Source organism: Achromobacter colocynthidis, assembly GCF_057334535.1.
On the sequence record NZ_JBHFIZ010000006.1, the window covers coordinates 196,742 to 216,436 of the forward strand.

Sequence of the window (19,695 nt, forward strand, 5' to 3'; positions counted from 1 at the left end):
CGCGTCATGCGCGCGCCATTCTTGATGTACTTACGGGAGATTGCAATGCAGAAGTTGTCCACGCTTGTCGCGTTGGCCTGTATGACCGTGGCGCCGTTGCTAGCGACGACCGCCTCGGCGCAGTTCGCCAAGCCCGAAGACGCCGTCAAATACCGCCAATCGGCGTTGACGCTGATGGCCTCGCACTTTGGTCGCATGGCGCCGGTGGTCAAGGGCCAGGCGCCGTACGACGCCGCGCAGATCAAGGCCAACGTCGAGGTCTTGAAGACCCTGTCGGCGTTGCCGTGGGCGGCTTTCGGGCCGGGTACGGAAGGCGGCGATGCGCGTCCCGAAATCTGGAGCGACGCTGCCGGCTTCAAGCAAAAGCAGCAAGCCTTCCAGGACAATATCGTGAAGCTGTCGGCCGCGGCTGACTCGGGCGATCTCGACAAGCTGCGCGCGGCCTTTGGTGACGTGGGCGCCAGCTGCAAGTCCTGTCACGACTCCTACCGCAAGAAGAAGTAAGGCCTTGCCGTCCGCGGGCGGCATCGGTACTTGCCAAGCAAAAGCCCCTCGATGTATCGAGGGGCTTTTTGTTTTTGGGCTGCCGGATCGGTGCGTGGCGGGCTACGAAAAAGACATGTCGGCTACGACTTCCATCGACCGTATCCACAACACCAGGCCCGTCACACAGGCGCCCAGCACCAGGGCGCGCAACCACACGGCGAAGCCGTCTTGCGCGGGGGGCGTGCCGGCGGGCAGGTCCTTGGCGTCGACGTCGCCCGTGATGATGGCCCGCACCAGGCGCTTGCGGCGCACCAGCGCGTACCAGGCCACCGCCAGAAGGTGCAGCGCGATCAGGGCGATGATGACCCACTCATTGAGCTTATGCCACGAGGTCAGGGCGCCGGAGATGGGCGCGCTGACGTAACCGAACAGCGGTCCCTGCGTCATGATGTCGTCGGTGGTGAACAGGCCGCTGACAGCTTGAAAACCGACGGCCAGCAGCAGCGCCAATACCGACAGGGCGCCCAGCGGGTTATGCCCGGCGGGCGCGGCCGCGCCCTTGAGGTATTTGGCCACCGCGCCCGGGCCGCGCACGAAGGTGGCAAAGCGCGCATAGCGCGGGCCGACGATGCCCCACAAGAGGCGGAAGATGATCAGGCCCAGCGCCGTACAGCCAAAGCGCACGTGCCAGTCCATATACAGGCCGCCCAGCTTGACGCTGACAAACGCGCCGACGATACAGACGACAAGCGCCCAGTGGAAGAGGCGGGTGGGAAGGTCCCAGATGCGTACCGCGAGTCGGTTGTTCTGCATGGGGGGATTTACTCAGGCTACGTTGCCAGCGACTTTATCACGCAAGAAATGAAATCGCGGCGGCTGGAATTGAAATCGCCGCGGCTCAGGCGCGGCGAGCGGACAGAAAAATCGGCGCCGTGGCGCCGATGGTTTAGTGCGAAGCGCTGCGCACCGATTCGATGCGATGCACATGCTCGTGGCGGAAGCGGATCCGTTGGCCGGGCGCCTTCTGCGTGGTATTTCCGCAGGCCACGACTTCCGTCGTGTAGGTCGTCGTGCCGTTGATGGGCGCGTTGAAAATGACCGTTGCGCGGATGGCCGGGCCATTGGCCGGTTGCAGATGAACGATGTCGCCGATGTGAATCGGGGTGTTGTCCAGCGTCGTGTGGGCCGGGCGGCGGATCAGGTCCGAGGTAGTGAAACGAGTATTCATGGTGTGTGTTCTCTTAAGTTCTAGTTATTAGAAAAGCTGCGTGTTGCGCATGCTGCGAAGGGCGGACGTACCAAAAGCGCCTCGCGTCCTCGCGGTTGCCTTGTCGCCGGGTTTTTTCAGACAGGGCAGGCATGACACTAACGCATAAGTGTTGCCGTCAGTTTGCGCATTCTCATGTTTTTTGCGTGCGCGCGTAACGGGGTGGTGCAACCGATGCCATCAGTCAGTCCTGGACGGTATCGGTTCGGGCTCAAGTGGCGTGCTTGCGGTAGCAGGCGGCCGTCAGGCCCGAGGGGTCGCTCAGAGAGGGTTGGCTCTGGCGGATGCTGTGCGGCCGCCGTCGTGGTTACGACTTGGGCTGCAACGTGTCTTGTTGCTTGTTTTTAAACTTCTTTCCAAACCGGACTGGCGGGATGGTGAAGATGTGCTTGGCTGTTGCCGTGCTTTCCAGGCGGAAGCCGACGATTTGCGTTTTCGCGTTATGGGTTTTCGCAAACCGGATCGAATTTCCGGGTGGTTGGCAGGCTGCCGGCAAAGCGCGCTTGTTGTGGCGCGGTGAGTCTGGTTTACCAGAATCAAGCCAGGTTGTTAGCCTTGGGGTTTAACCCCGGGTTTAGCCAATTTCTTGAATGTTTCCGGCCTATTTATTCTGGGAAATATGGGGGCGCAGAAAACATTAGTCGTCGATATTATCGCAAAAAGAAGGTGGCTGCAAGCCTTTTTTAAAGGCGGCTTGCAAGGCCGCCGTTGCGCTCAGTGCTCAGTCGAGCGGGCCTGGCGCTGCGCCTCGATGATCAAGCCTTCCAGCCGGGGAGACATACGCAACGCCACCTGTGCGCCCACCGATCCGTCCGGCTGGCGTTCGGTTTCCAGCGCCAGGCCGATGCGTTCGTCATTGAACGCCTCGGGCGCGGCTTCAATCTCGACATAGCGTGCAAGCAAGGCGTCCACAGCCTTTTGCGCGTCCGCCAGGGCCTCTTCCGACAATTGGCCCTGTCCCAGGTATTGATTCACAACGCGCGCCAAGTCGTTCATGAAGAACAGCAGGGCGGCCGCGCCGCGGCAATCGGGCTGGGTGAATCCCCAGGGGGCGGAAGTGGCGTGGTGAGTCATGGATAAAGCCGGGTGGGTTGCAAGCGGCCGGGGCCGGATTTCGGCATTTTAAGGGATAGGAACAAGGGCGCCGCCCATTCGAAATTGTGCATGCCATGGGGCATACTTTCGACCCTGATGATCCGACCCGCCCAACCTTGCGACCTGGCCTGCCTGGCCGATATCGAACGCTCTGCCGCGCAACGCTTTCACGGCACCCCGATGGCCTGGGCCGCCGATGGCGACCCGCTGCCGTTGGCGGACCTGACCGCCGCCCAAGCTGCCGGCCTGTTGTGGGTGGCGTCGCGTGATGACGGACAGGTATGCGGTTTCGCGCTGGCCCAGCCTATGGATGGGGATCTGTTCCTGGTTGAAATGTCGGTGGCCTTGCCCTCGCAGGGGCAGGGCTTGGGTCGGGAGCTGATGCAGGCGGTGCTGGCCCACGCAAGGGCGGCTGGGCGCTACGGGGCCGTCGTCCTGACCACAGACCGCGAATTGCCCTGGAATGCACCGTTTTACCGACGGCTCGGTTTCCGTGAGCTGGCGCCGCCGTATTCGCCCGGCCTCAAGGCGCGCGTGCTGGCCGAGGCCGACGCGGGCCTTGACCCCGGCCGGCGCTGCGCCATGACGTATTCGCTGCCGTCCTGAACAAGGCGAAACTCGAGCCGCCCTGTGTCAACTCGCTTCGATCGCAACAAAATCCGCCCGGGAGCGCTCGCAATCGGACGCTTCGGGATAATCTGCGCTCAGGCGCCCGCCATTGCCGGGGGCGGGCGTCAACCGATTCATCAATCCGCTGTGCGAGGAGGATACGCATGTCACTGTGGCGAGCCTGCCTGACTGGGCTGGCGATGGCTTCGATGCTGGTCATGACGGCCTGCGTCAACAAAGAGCCGCAGGAGCGCGCGGCGTTTATCCAGTTGCTGCAGGCGCGGATGAATAGTGATGCGCTGGTGCCGATCGCCGCCTTGAGCAAGGCCGAAAAAGAGGCGCTGGGCGACTACGCCGACGCTTACGACGTCATTACCGACTTCCAGCAGGAGATGGCCGAATCGGCCCGGGCCATGCGCGACGTGCTTGCGTTGGAGACGATCCGCTCGGTGGGCGAGATCGTTGAGCGTAAGTCTGGCTTCGAAACGGCGCGCAAGACGCTGGCGGACAGCGCCGGCAAGCTTCAGGAGGCGCGGGAAAAGGCCGACAAGGCACGGGCCGATCTGCAACTGCCGGCCGATCTGGCGCCTGTCTACGACGGCGTGTACGACGAATCCGTCACGGGGCCCACCGTTGAACTGATGCGGGCCGCCTCGCGGATGGACGCCGTGGCGCGCGATGCGCTGGGCATCGCGGACCTGGTGGCCGCCAATGCCGACGAAATACAACTGGTCGACGGACAGGCGCGCGTGGCCACCCCCACGCTGCAGCAGGAATTGAATCTGCGCTTGCAGGGGCTCAACGCGCAGGCGGACGAGCTTGCCCAAGCGCGACAGACCATTCTGCTTGCGGCGGGTGGTGGCGCCTGAACCGGCATGCTCGCATGGGCTTAGTACAATGCGCGTCTCGCGGCGTTCGCCGTGCCTGGAACGGAACATGAGCGAATCATCCAGCTTGCACCACAGAACCTTTCTGCTTCTGCTCGTGGTGGTCTCCATCGCGTTCGGCTGGCTTTTGTGGCCTTTCTATGGCGCCGTTTTCTGGGGCGCCATTCTTGCCATCATCTTTGGACCCTTGCAGCGCCGCCTGGTCAAGCGCATGGGCGGCCGGCGCAATCTGGCGGCCGTGATCACCTTGCTGGGGGTCTTGCTGCTGGTCATTCTGCCGCTGGTGGCGATCAGCGGTTCGCTGGTACGCGAAGGTGCAAACCTCTATCAAAGCATCAAGTCGGGTGAATTGAACTTCGGCCTGTATTTCCAGCAGGCGATGGCGGCGTTGCCACCGTCGGTGCATGACGTGCTGGCGCGCTTTGACCTGGCCGACATTCCCAGCCTTCAGGAAAAGCTCAGCGCGGGGGCGATGCAGGCCAGCCAGTTCCTGGCAACCCAGGCGTTAAGCATCGGCCAAGACACGTTCCAGTTCGTGATCAGCTTCGGCATCATGCTGTATCTGCTGTTCTTCCTGTTGCGTGACGGGCCTGAGCTGTCGGCGCGGATCAAGCGCGCGATTCCGTTGGGCGATGGGCACAAGCAGCATCTGTTCCGCAAGTTCACCACCGTTGTGCGCGCGACAGTAAAGGGCAACATCGCGGTGGCGGCGGTGCAGGGCGCGCTGGGCGGCATCATCTTTTCGATCTTGTCGATCCAGGGGGCGCTGCTGTGGGGCGTCATCATGGGCTTCCTGTCGCTGCTGCCGGCAATCGGCGCTGGCCTGATCTGGGTGCCCGTGGCCGTCTATTTACTGCTGACGGGCGCCGTGGTCAAGGGCGCGGTGCTGATCGCGTTTGGCGTGCTGGTCATCGGCATGGTTGATAACGTGCTGCGCCCGATCCTGGTGGGCAAAGACACCAAGATGCCCGACTACGTCGTGCTGATTTCCACGCTGGGCGGCATGGCGCTGTTCGGCCTGAACGGCTTTGTGATCGGGCCGCTGATCGCCGCGCTGTTCATGGCAAGCTGGGATCTTTTCTCGCAGACTTCCGACGGCATGATGGGCCAGAAGGAAGAACCCCCGGTGTCTCGCAAATAACGAACCGGGGGTGTTGCGCCTCTCGTGGGGTCAGCGCAGGCGCAGCAACTGGTCGCCGATCATCAGATCGCGGTCGGCGCGGGGCTGGGTTCGCACCAGCCCCTGCTTCAGCGCCTGCGCAATGTCGTCGACGCCCGTTGCGTCTTGCAGGGGCTGCTCGAAACTCTCTGCGTACAGGTAGCCCAGATGGCGCCATTGGCCGGCGGCGTTCGGCGCAAACGCAATGAACCATTCCCGCGAGCGTCGCTCCCCGCGCTGTTGCGGCGCTACATACAGGATGATCTCTTCCTGCCCGTCGCCGGTCAGGTCAGCGTAGATCACCTGGCAAGGTTGCGTGCTTGATGCGTCATCTGTCGGGGGATCGATGGGTGTTGCGCACACCCGTGCCTGCTCAGCAAACTCGGCCCGCAGAAATCCCCACCACGCCGACGGAACGTCACGGCCCGAGGGCGTGGTCGCAAGCGGCGGTGCGTCGACGGGCGCCGCGTCGGCGGCGGCTTGCGCGGGCTTGTCCCATTGGAAATAGCCGCCCTTCAGGGTTTCGGCCGCCGCGGTGGCTATCCGCGGGTCCCGCGCATTGGCGGCGCCTTCCGCCAAGCGCCGCAGGGCATCTTTCCCCCACCGGCCATAGTCGTTGCCCATGGCATAAAAGCTGAAATCCTGCGGGTCTTTGCGCCCGTCGATCAGGCGCTGGAACTGGCTTTCGGCGGTCAGCTTCATGGGGTTGGCGATCGGCGTGTTGAACGCCAGCAGCAACGCGAGTGTGGCGAAGGCCGCGACCAGGTTGGTGGCCGCGAGCGTTGCGTAGTCATGTTTGCTCCGTAGCGCGGCCCAGGCATAGCCCGTCCCGTACAGCACCAGGATCACGCTGCTGCCCACGCCCCAGGCGCGCAGCACCGTCCAACCGTATTGATCCACGCGAACCGCCGCGCCGTACAGAGCCACGGACGCCAACGGCAGCAGGCACGCCATCGCCCAGCGCAGTGCCCGACGCAGGCGCGGGCCGAATGGGGCGGCATTCGGGCTATCTTGCCAGGCGGCGTTGATCAGCTTGATCCACACCAGCGAAAACGCAATCAACGCGCCGGCGGACAACTGCACCGCTTGCAGGCCCAATGCCAGCCTGGCAGCCAGGGCAACGGTGAAGGCCAAGCCTACCAGCGTGACCAGTGGCAGTAGCCAGGCGTTCAAGGTCAGCCACGAACGCTGCAACGTTTCCGTCAGGGCGGGGCGGCGGCGCACGCCCACAAGGCAGGCAGCCAGGATCATCGGCCAGACGGCGAACCGGAACGTCGCGTTTTCGACGAGCCCGCGGACAAGCCGGATGCCGATCATGTCGAACATGGCGCCCGCCGCCGCCAGCAACAGGCAGACGCACGACGCCAGGCACAGGCTCAAGCCCAGATGGACGGCGGCACGCCACGCCGCGCGGAATACAGCGGGGTAATCCCACTGTGGCCGGCGCGGGTCCAACGCTTGCAGCAGCGGCAGCGCCACGAAACCCGCGACGCTGGTCAACAGCAGCGGCATGAAGTAGTCACCGCGGCTGAGCCATCCTCCGCGTTCGTTGGGCAGTGCGCCATAGGTGGCGGTCAAGCCGTAGGCGGTCACGGCAGGCAGCAGCACGCCGTAGATGGCTAGCGCGGCCAGCCAGCGCCTGGGGCTTTGCATGCTGCCTGACAGCAGGGCGCCGGCAAGCGGCGCCAACGCCAGCCATTGCAGCAGGAAGTACAGGGCAAAGGGATGCCCCCATGGCCACATTCGGTGGGCCATGAGTTGGTGCAGGCACACGCCAAGCAATGCGGCGATGACGCCATACAACAGGACGGTCCGGTCAGGGGCATCCAGCGGGCCTGCGGCGGTTCTATTCAGGGACGGATTCTTCATGCCGCGCATAGTAGCAACCTGGCGGCCTCGCGGCTTTTCACGGTGATTCGAGCGCGATGAAATCGTCGCCTGGCCGGACATTTCGGAGTAAATTGGGGACGCGATACAGCTTGCCAAAAGGCGCGTTTAGCGCCTGCAAAGGCGTCTGAGCGAGGATTGTGCGGTTGCGAGGGTCTGCAATAATTTCTGAACTTCATCCAGCCTGCATGCATCACCGGGCAGGACGTATCGGGAGGCGCATGGGTCCAAGGGGGAAAGCGATGGCTGATGGCGAGAGCCTGGCTGGCGCGAGGGCGCGCCCTCCACACCGGTATTCCATGCGGACCGGTTTGTTGGCACTCGTGTTCGCCTGTATTTCGCCGGCGCTGGTGGTGGCGTCGGTGGCGGTGTACGAAAGCTATATCGTCCAAAAAGATCGGATCTTCCGCGACACGGTCTTCCTGGCTCGCAACCTCACCTCCATTCTTGACCGCGAACTCACGGGCGTTGAAGCCGGCGTGCAGATGCTTGCGTCTTCGCCCGACCTGCTTGGCGGCGACCTGGCCAGTTTCCATCAGCGTGCGCGGGATTCGGTGCGCTTTCAAATCGTGGACAGCTACGCCCTGACCGACCGGGATGGGCGTCAGATCATCAACACCTTGGTGCCCTACGGATCACGCTTGCCTTTGAGCGGTGCGCCGGAAGCGCTGCGTCGGGTCTTCACCACGCGGGCGCCGGTGCTCACGAGCCTGTTCACCGGCGGCGTCACCAAGCGGCCGATCATTGCGATGGGCGTGCCGGTGGTGCGCGACGATAGCGTCATCTACAGCTTGAATGTGGGCTTGTCTCCGGATCGCATCGGCGCCATGCTGGGCCGGCGTGCCTTGCCCGAAGGCTGGGTGGCGGCGGTTCTGGACGAATCCGGAACCATCATCGCCCGCACGCGCGATGCCTCGACGTTCGTCGGCCAGAAAGCCGTGCCGGCCTTGGTGCAGGCGGTGCGGCAGGAAAACGAAGGCGCGTTTGAATCGGTAACCAAAGAGGGAACGCCCGTCTATACCGCCTTCAGCCGTTCGTCGCTGTCGGGGTGGACAGTTGCCGCTGGCGCGCCCATGACCTTGGTCACGACGAACCTGTACCGTTCCATCGCCTGGGTGGCGCTGGGCACGCTGTTCGCGTTCGGCCTGGGGCTATGGTTGGCGCTGCGCCTGGCCAATCGGCTGACCTCGGCGGTGCAAGGGTTGGTGGGGCCGGCGTTGGCGCTGGGAGAAGGGCGCACGGTTGAACTGGCCGGCACCAGCGTCAAAGAGGCCGAGGAAGTGGGCACCGCGCTTTTGCAGGCGTCGCGCATGTTGGCGCATGCCCAGCACCTGGCGCACTACGATCCCTTGACCGGCCTGTGCAACCGCGTGCTGTTCGGAGAACTCATCCTGCGTGAACTGGCCGTGGCTCAGCGCAGCGGCGATTCTTTCGCGCTCCTTGCCATCGACCTGGATGGCTTCAAGGCGGTCAACGACCTGCACGGCCACGCTGCGGGCGACACGGTGTTGAAGGAAGCTGCCGACCGAATGGCGCGCGCCATCCGCGTATCCGACGTGGCGGCCCGGCTTGGCGGCGATGAATTCGCCGTGCTGTTGATGGGCGTGCGCCAAGAGCAGGCGCAGCCGGTGGCCGAGGCCTTGGTTGAAAGCCTGTCGTTACCCTATCCAGGAATCCGCGTAGCCGTGTCGGCAAGCGTCGGCATTGCCGTGTATCCCGACTCGGGCATCACCATGCTCCAGTTGCTGGAACGCGCCGATGTCGCGCTGTACAAGGCCAAGGGGGAGGGCAAGCGGCGGGTGGCGTCGGATGTGTGACGCCGCGCGCGGGTGTGTTCAGGTGTCGGGTTGCGGTGCGGGTGGCGGCGCCAGCGCCGTCAGGACCTCACCCGATGTCAAGCGATACCGCCGTTCGCCCAGGGCGATCACGCCTTCTCCGTCCGACGTTCTGAGGATGTAGCGGGAGGTCGCTTGCGGTCTGGGGCTGGAAGGACCCGGGTCGTCCGCCTGCAAGAAAACCTCTATCCGGTAAAGCCTGCCCGATTCTGTGCTGGCAAGCACATCGCTCAATCGACGTATGGAAATGGCCATGCGGCTAATACTCCCTCTTTTTTGATGTTTCAGTGGGTCTGTCGCGTTTCCCGGCGCGGGTTTCTTCCGTGCCGGCTGGTCACTACGATAACGATAGGTTTTCGCTACACTGCCCGCCTGCTTCCGCGCCAGGGCGGGCGCCAAGCAAGCCAACAAGCAATCAAGCGAAAACGTTAATGCGATCATTTTCCGGCCGGAATGCGGCCACTCTCTTTGGTTTGTTGGCAATCCTGCTGTGGGGGTCGGTCGTCGGGCTGATTCGCGGTGTCAGCGAGAACTTTGGTGCTGTCGGAGGCGCCGCACTTATTTATACGGTAGGTTCAATATTCCTTGTGTGTCTGCTTGGGTTTCCGACGTTACGGAGTTTTCCACGTCTGTATCTCATCGTGGGCAGTCTGCTGTTCGTTGCCTACGAAATCTGCCTGTCGCTGTCGTTGGGCTATGCCATTGATCGTGGCCAGGCCATCGAGTTGGGCATTGTTAATTACCTCTGGCCTTGCCTGACGGTGTTGTTGGCTATCGTGTTCAATGGCCAGCGCGCCAACGCCTGGGTCGTGCCGGGAATCTTGCTGTCGGTATGCGGCATTGCCTGGGTCGTGGGCGGTTCCGGCTTGTCTTGGGAGCGCACCGTCGCAAACATATCCAGTAATCCTCTCAGCTACGGATTGGCATTCGGCGGCGCCATTATCTGGGCCGTCTATTGCAATGTGACCAAGCGCTTTGCCAACGGCAAGAACGGCGTGGCGTTATTTTTCATGCTGACCGCTGCGGCATTGTGGGCGAAGTACTTTTTCAGCGCCGAGCCGCCATTGGTTTTCTCCGGGCCGGCCACGCTGGAGCTATGCATGACCGGCGGTGCGATGGCTGCCGGTTATGCCCTCTGGAACGTGGGAATACTGAAGGGCAACCTGACTCTGCTGGCGACTGCGTCCTACTTCACCCCGGTGCTTTCCACGTTTTTCGCGGCCCTGTGGCTGTCCACCCGCTTGACCGCCTCGTTCTGGCAAGGCGTGGCAATGGTCACGGCCGGCTCTTTGCTGTGTTGGGTGGCGACAAGAAGCAAATCCGCCCGGGGCGATTAGCCCGGGGCGGCTAAAACGCTTAGGCGGGGCAGTCAGTCGATCAACATGGATTGAGCAACCGCATACCCCAGCGGAATCAGTAACAAAGACGCGAAGGTTGAACTGACAATCGCCGCCGATATCTTCAGCCAGGGCTCAGGCCCCGCGCTTCGAATCGTTTGAATCACCAATCCGACGATACCCATAACCATCAAACAGCTCATTACCACTGCTACGTAAGTCATGTTGTCTCCGTCCTCGCCTGATTAAGGGATTCGGCGCCGCGTTGCGCGGTCTAGATGTTTGTACTGATTGTGCGCCTGTATCAGCGGACTTGGCCCTAGGGTTTTCCTGGCACGATCGTGGAGGTGTGGCGTTTTCGCCGCGGGCCCTGCAGCATGAATCCATGTGCGCGCGCAACATTTCAAACAGCGTGCGAAAGCGTGTTGATGGGCGGGCGGATTGCGCTACGATGGCCCCACAACCTCCACGGAAAATCCAAAAAATGACGCAGAAATTGCGCCCCGGCACGCGCGCCACGCTTCAGGTCAGGCAACTCTTGCCGGGAGAGTTTGCGTGGATCATTACCTTGCTTGATCCCGAAAGCGGCAATGTGCACAGCACCAATTATTCTGAAAAGCGCTATGGCAGCCAGGATGAAGCGTCAGCCGCGGGCAAAGCCGCCGTCGTGGAATTTATGGGCGCAGGTGCAAAAAATGGCTTGGCGGGGATAAAGGACAACAAGCCGGACGGCAAGCCCAAGCCCTGAGCAAGCCGGATTCGTGAACCGCTGATTGGTGAATCGCTTATGAAAGCCCTCGCAAGAGGGCTTTTTGCTGGGCGTCAACCAAGCGAAGCAGGACCACGGCGGGGCAGCATGTGGGAACGGTATTTGCTGAAGGGCTGGTGGCGCGCTTGGCGCCGCCAGAGGAGAACAAGCCATGTCCCAAATTCCGCATCGCGAGCCCGGCTTGCCGGACGACCTGCCGCCGGATGATCCGTCCTTGCCCGGCAACCTGCCGCCCGACGACCCGCTGCCGGATCCGAATCAGCCGCCCGATGATCCGCCGCTCGTGGATCCGACCCCACCCGCGCCGGATCCCCGCCTGCCGGGCGCGATTGACCTGGCCTGAATGCCAGGACCGCGCTAATCGAAGAACTTAAAAGGAGACTGTCATGCGTTCCATTTTGCTGTGGCTGCTTGGCGTGCCTATTCCCATCATCATCCTGCTGGCTCTTTTCTGGCATTGACGCCGGGCGGCTTGCGTAGCGGCGCCGTTCGGTATTTTCGTGCGGATGTGCCGATGAGTATTACGCACGGCCGGCGCCACAAAACAATGAACAAGGAATCACCATGGAAAACGCATCATCTTCAAGCCTGGCCTACGGCGGCGCCGTGCCACCGCGTGAGTCGGCAATATCGGGGGTGTCCTGGGCGGCGGTGTTCGCTGGCGCCGTCATCGCGGCGGCGTTGTCGCTGGCATTGTTCGCCGGCGGAACGGGCCTAGGCTTCCTGTCCGTTTCCCCGTGGGGCGACGAGGGCATGTCGGCGCCCGCCGTGGGTATCGGCATCATTGCGTGGATGCTGTTCACGCAGATCATTTCGTACGGCATTGGTGGGTACGTGGCCGGACGTTTGCGCACCAAGTGGGTCGATGTGCATTCGGATGAAATCTACTTCCGCGATACCGCGCATGGCTTTCTGGTGTGGGCCCTGAGCGCGGTCGTCAGCGCGGCGCTGCTGGGTTCGGCGCTTGCAACGCTTGCGTCAGGTGCAGCCAAAGCGGGCGCAGCGGTTGCGTCAGGGGCGAGCACGGCGGTCACGGCAACGGCGGCAGCCGGCGCGGGTGGTGGCGGAATGGACCGCGCGACCGAATATTTCACCGATACGCTGATGCGCTCTGATCGGCCTGACGCGGCCGGCGACCGTGGCACGGCCCGCGCGGAAGTGGGTCGTATCGTGGCCATGAGCCTGGCGCGCGGCGATATGACGCCCGAAGACCGCGACTACGTGGTCAAGGTGGTAGCTGCGCAAACCGGGCAGGACCCCGCCGTTGCGCAGCGCCGCGTTGAGCAGACCATCGCCAACGCCAAGAAGGCGGCGGAAGACGCCAAGCAAAAAGCCAAGGAAGCCGCCGACCAGGCCCGCAAGGCCGCCGCCGCGTTCGCGCTGTGGGGCTTCGCATCAATGCTGATCGGCGCCTTTGTGGCAAGCTTGGCCGCAACCTGGGGCGGCAAGCGCCGCGATATGTTGCGGACGCTGTAGTGGTGCTGGTTGCGTTCCGGTTGTGTTGTGGTTTTGCGTTGTAGTTTTGCAGACGCCGTAAACGCAAAAGGCCCTCACCGAAGTGAGGGCCTTTCTAATTCTTGGTGGCGCATCCCTGATTCGAACAGGGGACCTGCGGATTATGATTCCGTCGCTCTAACCGGCTGAGCTAATGCGCCAATCCTTGTTCGTTATTCAGTGTTGCCGCGGCATTTATTCCGTAGCGCTGATCAACGAAGAACGAAATTCTAGCATGAAACTTTTTTTGTTTGCAAGCGGGCTCGCGGCAAAAAAAACAGGAAGTGATTCAGACGTCCCTGGCCAGGCGGATTCCCGAAAACTGCCAGCGGGCTTCAGGCGGAAAGAAATTGCGGTAGCTTGCGCGGACATGGTCGCGTGGCGTGGCGCAGGAGCCGCCCCGCAGTACGTACTGGTTGCACATGAACTTGCCGTTGTATTCGCCCACGGCGCCGGCGTCGGGCTTGTAGCCGGGGTAGGCGTCGTAGGCGCTGGATGTCCATTCCCAGGTATCGCCAAACAGTTGAACGGGGCCTCCCGAGCCGTTGCGAGCCGGGGCCGGGCGCGGGTCCAGGTGCCCGTTTTCAAGCATGTTGGCGCGGCCGGGAAACGCGGGGTCGGCCAGTTGTCGGGCGGCGTGTTCCCATTCCGCTTCGCGCGGCAAGCGCACGCGCGCCCAGCGCGCGTAGGCGTCGGCTTCGAAGTAGCTCACGTGTGTGACGGGAGCCTGTAGTTCCAGTTCATGCATGCCGCGTAAGGTGAAGACGCGCCAGTCGTCGCGTTGGCCTTCCCAGTAAAGCGGCGCGCGCCAACCTTCGGCGCATACGCGGTCCCAGCCAGCCGACAACCAGAGTTCGGGCCGCTTGTAGCCGCCGTCCTGGATGAACGCCAGGAATTCGTGTTGCGTGACAAGCCGGTCGGCCAGATGGAACGGTGCCAGCAGCACTTCGTGGGCAGGGCCTTCGTTGTCGAAGCCAAAGCCTCGGCCGTCGTGGCCGATGCGCGTGATGCCGCCGCCGTAGCGCGTCCAGCCGGCAGGCGTCGCAGGGGGTAATGCCGGCGAACCCGAGGCCACGTAGGCGGGCTTGAGCGGGTTGAAGGACAGCATGTGCTTCACGTCGGTAAGAATCAGTTCCTGATGTTGCTGTTCGTGGTTCAGGCCCAGCTCCAGCAAGGCGTCGAAGGCCGGGTCGTTGCCCCCTAAGCGGGAGATCAGGTCGTGCATGGCGGTGTCGACATGTTGGCGGTACTGCTGCACGTCGGCGAGTGTGGGCCTCGACAGCAGGCCGCGCTGGGGGCGTGGATGCTTGGCGCCGATGGCGTTGTAGTAGGAGTTGAACAGCATGCGGTACTGCGGGTGGAAGGCGCTGTAGGCAGGGTGGAAGTGCGTCAGCAAAAACGTTTCGAAGAACCAGGTGGTGTGCGCCAGATGCCATTTGACGGGGCTACAGTCCGGCATGGATTGCACTTGGCAATCTTCAGGGCTCAACGGCGCGGCGAGCGCGGTGCTGGTGGACCGCACGGCGTCGTAGCGATCGTGCTGGCCGGCCTGTCCGCCAGCGTAGGGACCGGTGGCGGGATGAGTCAGCAGGCAGGCGGGTTCCATGGCGATCCTCCAGTGGCGTTAAGGGGAAAGCCCACGTTATGCGCGGGCGCTGAAAACCGAAAACCAGCCGCGCGAATCCGACCAGTGGGCAATGTCGTGAAAGCCCGCGCTTTGCAGCAGATCGGAGAAGGCTTGCGGGGTGAACTTGTAGGAATTTTCGGTATGAATGCGTTCGCCTGGGCGGAATTCGCGCACGCCGCCCGGCCAGCACACACGCACCGCGCGGAGCGCTTCCAGATGCATTTCAACGCGCGAGCGAGCGCTGTTGAAGAGCGCGACGTGACGCCAGTCCGCCACATCGAAATCGGTGTCCAGCACGGTGTTGACGTGCCGCAGCAGATTCAGATTGAAGGCGGCGGTAAGGTGCAGGGCGTCGTCGTAGGCGGGTTCAAGCACCTGCTTGGGCTTGACGCGGTCCACCCCCAGCAACAAGCCACCGCCTTCACATTGCGCGCGGATACGTTGCAGCATGGCGTGCGCGTCGTCGGGGCTGAGGTTGCCGATGCTGGAACCGGGGTAGAAGAACAGCCGCTGTGCTTCAGGCACGCCGGCAGGCAGTGCCAGCACTTGCGAAAAATCCTGGCCGACCGGCGTGACGTTCAGATCCGGGTACGACAGCCGTAGCCGTTCGACTGCTGTCTGCAGGTAGTCGGCAGAAATGTCGATCGGAATGTAATGCTTGGGTCGAAGCCGAGCAAACAGTCGTTCGGCTTTCACGCAATCGCCGGCGCCCAGGTCGATCATGGATTGCACCGGCCCTACATGGCGCGCGATGTCCTGGCCATGACGCTGGAAAATCTCCGCTTCGCACCGCGTGGGGTAGTACTCGGGCAATTGGGTGATTGCGGTGAACAGCGATGAGCCCAGCGCGTCGTAAAGGTACTTGGGGTCGATATGGGCGGGATCGTCCAGCAGGCCGTCCCGCAGTTCGGCCTGTTCAGGGCTGGGGGCCGACGATGCGCGCTCAAGGAAATCGGAGGCGGCGTGGGCAAGCACTGCGGAAGGGGAAACCATGCGTTCATTCCTTTTTCTGAGGCAGTTGAAGCGCATTGCAAGGGGGTTATTGTGGCGGCCAGGGGGGTTCCGGTGTCAAGCGCCAAGCCGCTGAATGCAATGGACTTTTACGAAATCGGAAAACGGGGGCGGAAAACGCGCGCCCGGGTCCTTGTGACCGCACCAGCAAGTTTCGGTCCGCTGAAATATCGAATTACGGCTGGTTGCGAAAGCTGGAGCGGCGGCGGCGAATGATCGGCACAATGAAGTTCTGGTCAACGGGATGACGTTGCCATGTGCGTCGAAGCACGCGGCGGGCGGCGTCCCAACGACTCAATATTTTCAAGGAGCGACTATGAATCGAAAGCACCAACGCGCCGAGATGGCTCTGCATCGCGATCGGGTCAATGACAGCTTCCGCGACCTGGTCGCCGGAACTGAAGATCTCTTGCGCTCGACGGCTTCCTACACGGGCTCCGAAATTGAATCCGCGCGCGCGCGCTTGAAGCAGCAACTGGCCGAAGCCCGCCACCACGCGGGTGATTGGGAAGGCGCGGCGCGCGAACGTGCGTATCGCGCCAAAGCTTATGCCGATGAGTACGTGCATGAAAACGCCTGGAAGTCGGTGGGCGTGGCAGCGCTGCTGGGCGCGGTGCTGGGGTGCCTGGTGGCAAGCGGCCGGCGTTAAACCGGGCTTCTCTCATGAAGCCGCCTCCGGCCCTGGGCCGGATTGAACTCGCGCCGGGCAAGCCTGTATGGCTGCCCGGCGCGCGCCGTTGGGCTCGTGCGCTGTTGCTGATCTGTGCCGCCACGGTGGCGGCGGGTTGCGCCAGCGTGCCCGATGCGCAGGAACGCCAGGCGCGCAAGGCGCAGGCCGGCCTGTCCGCTGACGCGGCCCGCGACAGTTACCGCCGCGGGCATGGCATCGCGGCGGATCCCGACACGCCCAAAGACGATTTCCTTGCGCGGCACTTGGCGGTGGAGCAAGCCGTCAGCGGCGCGCCGCTGTCAGCCGGCAACCGGGTCAAGCTGTTGGCGGACGGGCCCAGTACGTATCGGGCCATGCTGCAATCCATCGCGCAGGCCCGCCGCTACGTGCACATGGAAACGTACATTTTTGAGGATGACGCGGAAGGCGCCCGCTTCGCCGAGGCCTTGATCGCCGCGCGCAACCGGGGCGCCGAGGTGGCGCTGATGGTGGATGCCGTCGGCACCATCAAGACCCCCGACGCCTTGTTCCAGCGCATGCGCGACGCGGGCGTGCAAGTCGCGGTGTTCAACCCCGTCAATCCCGCCAGCGCGCGTGCCGGCTGGTCACCCAACCAGCGCAATCACCGCAAGGTGCTGGTGGTGGACGGCAAGGTGGGCTACGTGGGTGGCATCAATGTCAGCAGTGTTTACGAGTCGTCGCCAGGCTCGGCCTCGGGCTCCGGCCCGGGCTCGGGCGGCGGGGCCGGCGCGAAGCAAGATGATCCCAAGGCGACGAAGGGCAAGGGTGATGCCAAGGCCTCTCCGTGGCGCGACACGCATCTGCGCATCGAAGGGCCGGCGGTCGAGCAACTGGAACAGGTGATACAGGCGGGGTGGGCGTCGCAGTCTGACGAGCCGATCCAGGGGGGCGGCACCCAAGTCGCCGCGCCCGTGGGGTCGACAACCGTGCGCATCCTGGCCAATCAGCCCGATCGCAGCGACGGCTATACCGTTTACCTGACGCTGATGTCCGCGTTTGAAAGCGCGCAGAAGTCCATCCACATCACCATGGCGTACTTCGTGCCCGACCCGGCCTTCATCGACGTGCTGTCGGCGGCCGCGCGGCGGGGCGTGGATGTGGTGTTGGTGTTGCCGGGTTTCAGCGATTCGTCGCTGGTGTTCCATGCGGGGCGCTCGCACTACACCGACTTGCTCGATGCGGGCGTGAAACTCTATGAGCGGCGCGACGCCTTGCTGCATGCCAAGACGGCGGTGGTTGACGGGGTCTGGTCCACGGTGGGGTCCAGCAACATGGACTGGCGTAGCTTCGCCTTGAACTACGAAATCAACGCGGTGGTGCTGGGGCCGGAATTCGCGGCTGAAATGGAAGCGCTGTTCCAGCGTGATGTTGCCGACTCGGTGCGCATTACCCCAGAGGCGTGGGGCCAGCGCGGTGTCGACGACCGCTTCATGGAAACCTTTTCGCGGATGTTCGAGCGCTGGCTGTAGCCCGCGCATCGCCCATCCGCGAAAAGGGCAAAAACCCTATGCGCGGTGTTCGGCCATCGCCGTGGTGATGTCCTGGGTGGGCTGGAACGACGCCGCTTGCGCCATCGCCCAACCCACGCGGAAGACCTGGTGGCGGAATTCGCCACGCAGCAGTTCACCCGGCGCCAGTTCGGGAAACAGCGCGGACAGCAGACGGATTTCGCTGGGCGAGATGCGGCGCGCGATGTGATGTGGGCGCAATTGGTTCGGATGGGTCAAGCCCGCGGCGGCCAGAAGTTCGGCCAACGCGTGCAGCGTATTGCGCTGAAAGTCAGCCACGCGCTGCGCCTTGTCCGGCACCACCAGCGCGCGTTGCCGCAAGGGGTCTTGCGTGGTGACGCCGGTGGGGCATTTGCCGGTATGGCAGGCTTGGGCCTGGATGCAGCCGATGGCAAACATGAAGCCGCGCGCGGCATTGCACCAGTCGGCGCCCATGGCCATCACGCGCGCCATGTCGAACGCGGTGATGATCTTGCCCGATGCGCCCAGCTTGATGCGGTCACGAAGGTTCACGCCGATCAGCGTGTTGTGCACCAGGCGGAGCGCTTCGCGCAAGGGCGTGCCCACGTGATCCACGAATTCCACGGGCGCGGCACCCGTGCCGCCTTCCGCGCCATCGACCACGATGAAGTCCGGCGTAATGTTGGTTTCAAGCATGGCCTTGACGATGGCAAACCATTCCCACGGGTGACCCACGCAGAACTTGAAGCCCACCGGCTTGCCGCCCGACAATTCCCGCAGGCGTGCCACGAATTTCAGCAGCCCGATGGGCGTGTCGAAGGCCGAGTGGCTGGCCGGGGAATTGCAGTCCTGCCACGCGACGACGCCGCGCGCTTCCGCGATTTCGATCGTGACTTTGCTCGCGGGCAAGATGCCGCCATGCCCAGGCTTGGCGCCTTGGGACAGCTTGATTTCAATCATCTTCACCTGCGGTGTACAGGCGTTCTTGATGAAGGCTTCTTCTGAAAACGCGCCCTGTTCGTCGCGGCATCCGAAATAGCCCGAGCCGATGTTCCACACCAGGCTGCCGCCAGGTTGGCGATGGTAGCGGCTGATGCCGCCTTCGCCGGTGTCGTGCGCGAAGTTGCCCTGGCGCGCGCCTTCATTCAGGGCCAGCACGGCGTTGGCCGACAGCGCGCCGAAGCTCATGGCCGACACGTTGAAGGCCGACATGGAATAGGGTTGCGTGCAATCGGGCCCGCCCACCGTCACGCGAAAATCCGTGTCATTGATGTGCGAGGGCGACATGGAATGGTTGATCCACTCATAGCGGTCGCCGTAGACGTCTTCCTGCGTGCCGAACGGGCGCTTGTCGACTTCGCGCTTGGCGCGCTGGTAAACGATGGAGCGTTGCGCGCGCGAGAACGGCGCCGCATGCGTATCGTCTTCCAGGAAATACTGGCGGATCTCGGGCCGAATGAACTCGAACAGGAAGCGCAGATTGCCAATGACGGGGTAGTTGCGACGGATGGCATGGCGGGTCTGGATCAGGTCGTACACGCCCAGCGCGCCCAGCATTGCCAGAGGAACGGCGGCCCACAGCCACCAGAGCGAACTGGTGAAAGCCAGGACGGCGGTGACGGCAGCGCCGGCCAGGGTCAACAAAAAGGCCGTGTAACGGCCAAGCATCCAACTCATGTTCCTCTCCGTGATGCGGAATTGCAGCAACCATACACCAGCCGGCAGCGCCCCAAAAAGAAAGCCCCCTGAAAACAGGGGGCCGTGCGTGGAACACTGTTTTTCAGCAGCGGGGCATCAGCAACTGGAGGCTTGCGAGGTTTTTTCCACCGCCAGGCCGAAAGCGGGGCGCAGGTGCACGCCCAGCGCGCTGCCTGCGAAGGCGGCCGGCAGCCACAGCCAGGCGTGCAGGCTGCCCGACAGGATGCCGCTGAAGTAGGCGCCGATATTGCAACCGAACGCCAGGCGCGAGCCATAGCCCAGCAACAGACCGCCGATGACCGCACCCGCCAGCGAACGCGCGGGTACTTTCCAGACGGGGGCGAACTTGCCCGCGGCGGGGGGGGCGGCCAGCG

21 protein-coding genes and 1 tRNA gene are annotated in these 19,695 nt (G+C 63.4%); 11 read left to right on the forward strand and 11 right to left on the reverse strand.

Annotated features, from left to right (window positions below):
* The first annotated feature begins 45 nt into the window (after positions 1-45).
* A complete protein-coding gene (locus ACE04A_RS03825; protein WP_259251634.1) occupies positions 46-504 on the forward strand; it encodes a c-type cytochrome in 459 nt (152 codons plus the stop codon).
* Between the two features lie 102 nt (positions 505-606).
* Here ACE04A_RS03825 and ACE04A_RS03830 read toward each other — a convergent pair whose 3' ends face one another.
* The 3 genes from ACE04A_RS03830 to ACE04A_RS03840 all read right to left on the reverse strand — a co-directional run bounded on the left by ACE04A_RS03830 (position 607) and on the right by ACE04A_RS03840 (position 2,827).
* Positions 607-1,299, reverse strand: coding sequence for a cytochrome b/b6 domain-containing protein (locus ACE04A_RS03830; protein WP_259251633.1), 693 nt, complete (start codon positions 1,297-1,299; stop codon positions 607-609).
* A 133-nt stretch (positions 1,300-1,432) separates the two neighbouring features.
* Positions 1,433-1,714: a hypothetical protein gene (locus tag ACE04A_RS03835; RefSeq protein ID WP_259251632.1), complete on the reverse strand. Its 282-nt coding sequence runs from the start codon at positions 1,712-1,714 to the stop codon at positions 1,433-1,435.
* Positions 1,715-2,467: 753 nt separating this feature from the next.
* Positions 2,468-2,827: a hypothetical protein gene (locus ACE04A_RS03840; protein WP_485819869.1), complete on the reverse strand. Its 360-nt coding sequence runs from the start codon at positions 2,825-2,827 to the stop codon at positions 2,468-2,470.
* Between the two features lie 90 nt (positions 2,828-2,917).
* Here ACE04A_RS03840 and ACE04A_RS03845 point away from each other — a divergent pair, with 90 nt between their 5' ends.
* The 3 genes from ACE04A_RS03845 to ACE04A_RS03855 all read left to right on the forward strand — a co-directional run bounded on the left by ACE04A_RS03845 (position 2,918) and on the right by ACE04A_RS03855 (position 5,485).
* Entirely contained in the window at positions 2,918-3,454 is a 537-nt protein-coding gene (locus tag ACE04A_RS03845; RefSeq protein WP_485819870.1) for a GNAT family N-acetyltransferase, read from the forward strand.
* A 167-nt stretch (positions 3,455-3,621) separates the two neighbouring features.
* On the forward strand, positions 3,622-4,326 hold the full coding sequence (locus tag ACE04A_RS03850; RefSeq protein WP_448718455.1) for a DUF3053 family protein: 705 nt from the start codon (positions 3,622-3,624) through the stop codon (positions 4,324-4,326).
* Between the two features lie 67 nt (positions 4,327-4,393).
* On the forward strand, positions 4,394-5,485 hold the full coding sequence (locus tag ACE04A_RS03855; protein ID WP_485819871.1) for an AI-2E family transporter: 1,092 nt from the start codon (positions 4,394-4,396) through the stop codon (positions 5,483-5,485).
* A gap of 30 nt (positions 5,486-5,515) precedes the next feature.
* Here the strand turns inward: ACE04A_RS03855 and ACE04A_RS03860 are convergent, their stop codons facing one another.
* On the reverse strand, positions 5,516-7,372 hold the full coding sequence (locus ACE04A_RS03860) for a DUF4153 domain-containing protein (RefSeq protein ID WP_448718454.1): 1,857 nt from the start codon (positions 7,370-7,372) through the stop codon (positions 5,516-5,518).
* Between the two features lie 260 nt (positions 7,373-7,632).
* On the opposite strand from ACE04A_RS03860, the gene ACE04A_RS03865 reads away from it, so the two are divergent.
* Positions 7,633-9,207, forward strand: a complete 1,575-nt coding sequence (locus ACE04A_RS03865) for a diguanylate cyclase (protein WP_279996938.1) — start codon at positions 7,633-7,635, stop codon at positions 9,205-9,207.
* A gap of 18 nt (positions 9,208-9,225) precedes the next feature.
* On the opposite strand, the gene ACE04A_RS03870 is transcribed toward ACE04A_RS03865, so the two are convergent.
* Complete coding sequence (locus tag ACE04A_RS03870) at positions 9,226-9,480, reverse strand: 6-phosphofructokinase (protein ID WP_259251624.1); 255 nt, start codon at positions 9,478-9,480, stop codon at positions 9,226-9,228.
* Positions 9,481-9,656: 176 nt separating this feature from the next.
* Between ACE04A_RS03870 and yddG the strand changes: the two genes are divergently transcribed.
* The gene (yddG, locus tag ACE04A_RS03875; RefSeq protein ID WP_259251622.1) at positions 9,657-10,562 is read left to right on the forward strand and encodes an aromatic amino acid DMT transporter YddG; all 906 of its coding nucleotides are present in this window, start codon (positions 9,657-9,659) and stop codon (positions 10,560-10,562) included.
* Between the two features lie 32 nt (positions 10,563-10,594).
* On the opposite strand, the gene ACE04A_RS03880 is transcribed toward yddG, so the two are convergent.
* A complete protein-coding gene (locus ACE04A_RS03880; RefSeq protein ID WP_100857057.1) occupies positions 10,595-10,786 on the reverse strand; it encodes a hypothetical protein in 192 nt (63 codons plus the stop codon).
* A gap of 260 nt (positions 10,787-11,046) precedes the next feature.
* On the opposite strand from ACE04A_RS03880, the gene ACE04A_RS03885 reads away from it, so the two are divergent.
* The 3 genes from ACE04A_RS03885 (at position 11,047) to ACE04A_RS03895 (ending at position 12,807) form a co-directional block, all read left to right on the forward strand.
* On the forward strand, positions 11,047-11,310 hold the full coding sequence (locus ACE04A_RS03885; RefSeq protein WP_448718453.1) for a hypothetical protein: 264 nt from the start codon (positions 11,047-11,049) through the stop codon (positions 11,308-11,310).
* A 172-nt stretch (positions 11,311-11,482) separates the two neighbouring features.
* On the forward strand, positions 11,483-11,674 hold the full coding sequence (locus ACE04A_RS03890) for a hypothetical protein (RefSeq protein WP_100857055.1): 192 nt from the start codon (positions 11,483-11,485) through the stop codon (positions 11,672-11,674).
* Between the two features lie 221 nt (positions 11,675-11,895).
* Positions 11,896-12,807 carry a hypothetical protein gene (locus ACE04A_RS03895; RefSeq protein ID WP_448718452.1) on the forward strand — a complete coding sequence of 304 codons (912 nt, stop codon included), beginning with the start codon at positions 11,896-11,898 and terminating at the stop codon, positions 12,805-12,807.
* Between the two features lie 102 nt (positions 12,808-12,909).
* Here ACE04A_RS03895 and ACE04A_RS03900 read toward each other — a convergent pair.
* From ACE04A_RS03900 to egtD, 3 genes are all read right to left on the reverse strand, one after another.
* Positions 12,910-12,986, reverse strand: a tRNA-Met gene (locus ACE04A_RS03900).
* 128 nt (positions 12,987-13,114) lie between these two features.
* Complete coding sequence (gene egtB, locus ACE04A_RS03905) at positions 13,115-14,431, reverse strand: ergothioneine biosynthesis protein EgtB (protein WP_259251616.1); 1,317 nt, start codon at positions 14,429-14,431, stop codon at positions 13,115-13,117.
* Positions 14,432-14,467: 36 nt separating this feature from the next.
* Positions 14,468-15,445 (reverse strand): L-histidine N(alpha)-methyltransferase, encoded by a 978-nt coding sequence (egtD, locus tag ACE04A_RS03910; protein ID WP_438858471.1) that lies wholly within the window; start codon positions 15,443-15,445, stop codon positions 14,468-14,470.
* A gap of 334 nt (positions 15,446-15,779) precedes the next feature.
* Between egtD and ACE04A_RS03915 the strand changes: the two genes are divergently transcribed.
* Entirely contained in the window at positions 15,780-16,112 is a 333-nt protein-coding gene (locus ACE04A_RS03915; protein WP_050445943.1) for an ElaB/YgaM/YqjD family protein, read from the forward strand.
* A gap of 14 nt (positions 16,113-16,126) precedes the next feature.
* On the forward strand, positions 16,127-17,623 hold the full coding sequence (locus tag ACE04A_RS03920) for a phospholipase D-like domain-containing protein (protein WP_485819872.1): 1,497 nt from the start codon (positions 16,127-16,129) through the stop codon (positions 17,621-17,623).
* A 36-nt stretch (positions 17,624-17,659) separates the two neighbouring features.
* Here the strand turns inward: ACE04A_RS03920 and ACE04A_RS03925 are convergent, their stop codons facing one another.
* Together ACE04A_RS03925 and ACE04A_RS03930 are read right to left on the reverse strand one after the other, a co-directional pair.
* Positions 17,660-19,300, reverse strand: coding sequence for an FMN-binding glutamate synthase family protein (locus ACE04A_RS03925; RefSeq protein WP_259251613.1), 1,641 nt, complete (start codon positions 19,298-19,300; stop codon positions 17,660-17,662).
* A gap of 117 nt (positions 19,301-19,417) precedes the next feature.
* The coding region (locus ACE04A_RS03930; protein WP_485819873.1) for a YeeE/YedE thiosulfate transporter family protein at positions 19,418-19,695 on the reverse strand (278 nt) is incomplete at its 5' end.